Consider the following 3,210-nt stretch of genomic DNA (forward strand, 5'->3'; position numbering starts at 1 on the left):
ATCTGGCGACCTCGCGTAATCGGGAGTCGCGTATTCCTCAGATACTGAGGGTTCGTGGTCACTGCGAGTGGTCACCGGGGGCATAGTGACGCCAGGTTCCTCCGGCCTCTTCGGCGAGGCGGGCTGTGGTGTCGTCGTCATAGCCGAGCATCCGGGCGACCACCGGGGCCGGGGCCTGGAGGACGAGGTGGCGGATCGCCGCTGTGCGTCCTCGCTGAGTCGGGAAGCCCAGGTGGCGGAGCCGAAGTTCCAGGGTTTTCGGGGTCATGGGCTGTCCGGCCCGGCGGCCGGGGAAGAGCCATCGGGCATCGGGGTTGGTCGCTGTCATGGTGTTCGGCCGCTGCCCCAGGTAGTCCAGCAGCATCCCGGCGAAGGGGGCCGGGACGGGCGACGGCGGGTCTCCGAGCCGGACGAGGACTTCGCTGTCCCTGTGCTGGACGTCGTCGGTGCCGAGCCTGGCGATCCGTGTAAGCGGCTGTGCATAGAGAAGGACGAGCACGGCAGCCACGCGGTCCTGGAGCGGGACATCGTCGTGGTCCACGAGTTGTCGCAGCAGCGCGAGCCGCTGATGCTGGGCGATCGGCGCGGGGTTACTCGTTGAGCGGTGCGGAACGGCGACGGCGGGCATGTACTTGGACCGCATGGCCCAGCGGAGGAAGGCGTGGGTGAGACGCCGGGCGGTATAGCCGCCTGCGTACCAGGCATCGACATCGGCCTGGGTGCAGTCGGCGAGATCGTGACCGCGCTGGGCGAGGTGACCGAGGAAGGCGGTCGCGAGGCGGATCTCTTCGCGGGCCTGCTGGACCTGATTGCCGGTGAGCGGGCCGCGGCTGGCCAGTGTGCGAAGGCGGCGCTCGACATGCCAGGCGGCGAAGAGTTCCAGAAGCCTGCGGTGCTCGGCGTCGCCGACGGCGGGCAGTTTCTCAGCCAGCGACCGCTGAAAGAACAGCAACTGCCGATCGGCCGGGGGCAGGACCCTGCTCTGCATCAGCAGATCGCGCAGGTAGGCGACTGACCGCCAGGGCGTGAGTTGGCTCAACCCTTCGTGGGTGATGGGCACTTGGCCGCAGGCCAGGGCTCGCAGGTTTCGCTGGACGTGGGGATGGCTGGTCCATGTCAGCCCGCCCCAGGGACGTTTCATCTGCCGGAGCATGTCGAACAGCGGGAAGAGTTCGGGCCGGATGCTGCCGGTGCCGTCGTCGAGGAGTTCGTGGAGGCGTTCGGCCAGGACGCATCGGCCGCAGACCCCGCGTCGGTAGCGCCGTGCTTCCTGGCCGCACTGTTCGCAGGTGAAGTCGCCGAGGCCGCCGGCGCAGTCGGTGCACAGCTTGCCCCCGTCCGGTGCGAGGCCGGGGGTGAGCCGATCGACACCGCAGCTCACGCATGTTCCGTAGGACTCCAAAGCCCTGGTCATGCAGCTTTGACAGATGTAGCCCTCGGGCCAGTGGTTCGTCTCGGGCCGCACTGCCCGGCTGCAGCGGGCGCAGAACCGCGCGCTCGTCGGCACCCGGGTGCGGCTCATCCTTCGGGCCGGATGCGGGCGCGCTTGGGCCGCACCGCCGACAGGTCGACGACCGCGTCTCCGGTGGCGACCTTGCGGATGACGGCGTTCTCGGCCTTGGTGGCGATCAGGTCGGTGGGGGTGCACTCGAAGATGTCGCAGAGCGCGGCCAGCACCGGCAGCGACAGTCGCTCGGGGGTGCCGGTGACCAGGCGGTGGACCTGGGAGAGGGAGAGGTTGATACCCCGCTCGGCGAGCGGCGGGGCGAGCTCGCTGGTGGTGAACATCCCGGCCGCGGCCATTCGCTCGCGAAGCCGCCACTGGTAGCTGACCTGGCGTTTCATCAGGCCCCCCTCGCGGGCTTGAGCGCGGCCTCGATCGTGGCGTCCAGGGCCCGCCGCAGGGTGCGGGTACGGAAGTCGGAGGACACGCAGGTATAGATGGAAGTGGTGCTCGCATGGTCGTGGCCGGCTTGCTGCTGGACAAATAGGGCGTCCCAGCCGTCCTCGATGAGATGAGTGACGTACGACCTTCGCAGCGAGTGGAAGTCCAGGACCGGGTCCAGCCCGAGGTCGTCACGGTAGGCGGCGAAGCGGGAATCCAGCCGCTGCAGGCCGACCCGCCGACCGCGTTCGGACGGCCACAAGGCGGGCCCGTCCGCGTGCCGCATGGCGGGCCTGACCTCACGGACCCACTGGTCGAGGATCTCGGCCGACCAGTCGAAGACGGTCAGCACGCTGCGGCGTTTTGGGGGCGAGCCCTTCTTGGCCTTGCCGTGGCGGACGTAGCAGACGCCGTACTCGCCGAACTCCGGGCCTTCGGGGTTGCGGCCGAAGTCGGCTGTGTCCAGCATCCGCGTCTCGTTGCGCCGCAGCCCGTAGGCGTACGCGGTCTTGAAGAGCATCGCGTCGCGGAAGGCGGGCAGCCAGCCCTTGCGGCCGCGACCGCGGACCCGGCCCACCTCGTCGTCGGCGTGGTCGAAGAACGCCTGCAACTCCTTCCGGGTGAAGGCCCGTTTCGGGGACTCGGCCTCGCACTCCTGCATGTGCACGGCGGTGTTCCACTCGTGACACACCTGGATCGGATGGGTGCCGAACCGCCGCTCGCACTCGGCCGCCCAGTCGTAGGCCGAGTCGGTGGTGTAGTCGCAGAACAGCCGAACTGCCTCCTGGTAGCCGCGCAGCGTCGAGCGGACACAGCCGCGGACCGCCCGCAGGTCGCCGAACCACTCGTCCGCCAGCGGCGAGGACCAGTTCCACGGGAAGGCGTCCGCGTGCGCGGCGAACGCCCGTACCTTCCGCTCACGACCGTTGATGGTCGACAGCGCGAGGTTCCGCGCCAGTTGCTGGTTGCGCCAGCCGTCCAGCATCGCCTCGAAGACCTGCTCCTCCGGCCGCAGCAGCGGCACCCCGTCGGCCAGGTGCAGCCGCGCGGCCCCCGGCGTGGTCCTGTCATTGCCCAGCATTTCGTCACGCTCCGTAGATCGCATCCGCCGCGAGAATCTCGCATCAGATGCGAAGTTCGGGATGGAACGGCAGGTCAGCCATCCGATCGAGTGAAGCCGAACGACACGGGCCCGGCCCGTCAGCTACCGTCCTAACAGGCACGCCGGAGCCGCCTACCTGCTGATCAGCAGCTTCCCGAGGCCCGAATGGCCAACACAGCGCAGAGCGAAGCCAGTTCGCATCTGATGCGATTCGCGGCGGTTC

At 69.0% G+C, this 3,210-nt stretch carries 3 protein-coding genes; all 3 read right to left on the minus strand.

Features of this window, described 5'->3' with window-relative positions:
* Positions 1–58 precede the first annotated feature (58 nt).
* Positions 59–1,414 carry a hypothetical protein gene (locus ACFYR3_RS45585; RefSeq protein ID WP_389288313.1) on the minus strand — a complete coding sequence of 452 codons (1,356 nt, stop codon included), beginning with the start codon at positions 1,412–1,414 and terminating at the stop codon, positions 59–61.
* A 104-nt stretch (positions 1,415–1,518) separates the two neighbouring features.
* Positions 1,519–1,845 carry a helix-turn-helix domain-containing protein gene (locus ACFYR3_RS45590; protein WP_389288315.1) on the minus strand — a complete coding sequence of 109 codons (327 nt, stop codon included), beginning with the start codon at positions 1,843–1,845 and terminating at the stop codon, positions 1,519–1,521.
* Entirely contained in the window at positions 1,845–2,966 is a 1,122-nt protein-coding gene (locus tag ACFYR3_RS45595) for a tyrosine-type recombinase/integrase (RefSeq protein ID WP_389288317.1), read from the minus strand. The genes ACFYR3_RS45590 and ACFYR3_RS45595 overlap by 1 nt, the downstream gene beginning before the upstream one ends.
* Positions 2,967–3,210 lie beyond the last annotated feature (244 nt).

Origin of the sequence: Streptomyces sp. NPDC005784 (assembly GCF_042871525.1) — a bacterium.
Classification (GTDB): Bacteria; Actinomycetota; Actinomycetes; order Streptomycetales; family Streptomycetaceae; genus Streptomyces.

Coding starts and splice junctions, on each gene's coding strand:
- ACFYR3_RS45590 (WP_389288315.1), bottom strand. CDS start 1,845: ATGAAACGCCAGGTCAGCTACCAGTGGCGGCTTCGCGAGCGAATGGCC.
- ACFYR3_RS45585 (WP_389288313.1), bottom strand. CDS start 1,414: ATGACCAGGGCTTTGGAGTCCTACGGAACATGCGTGAGCTGCGGTGTC.
- ACFYR3_RS45595 (WP_389288317.1), bottom strand. CDS start 2,966: ATGCTGGGCAATGACAGGACCACGCCGGGGGCCGCGCGGCTGCACCTG.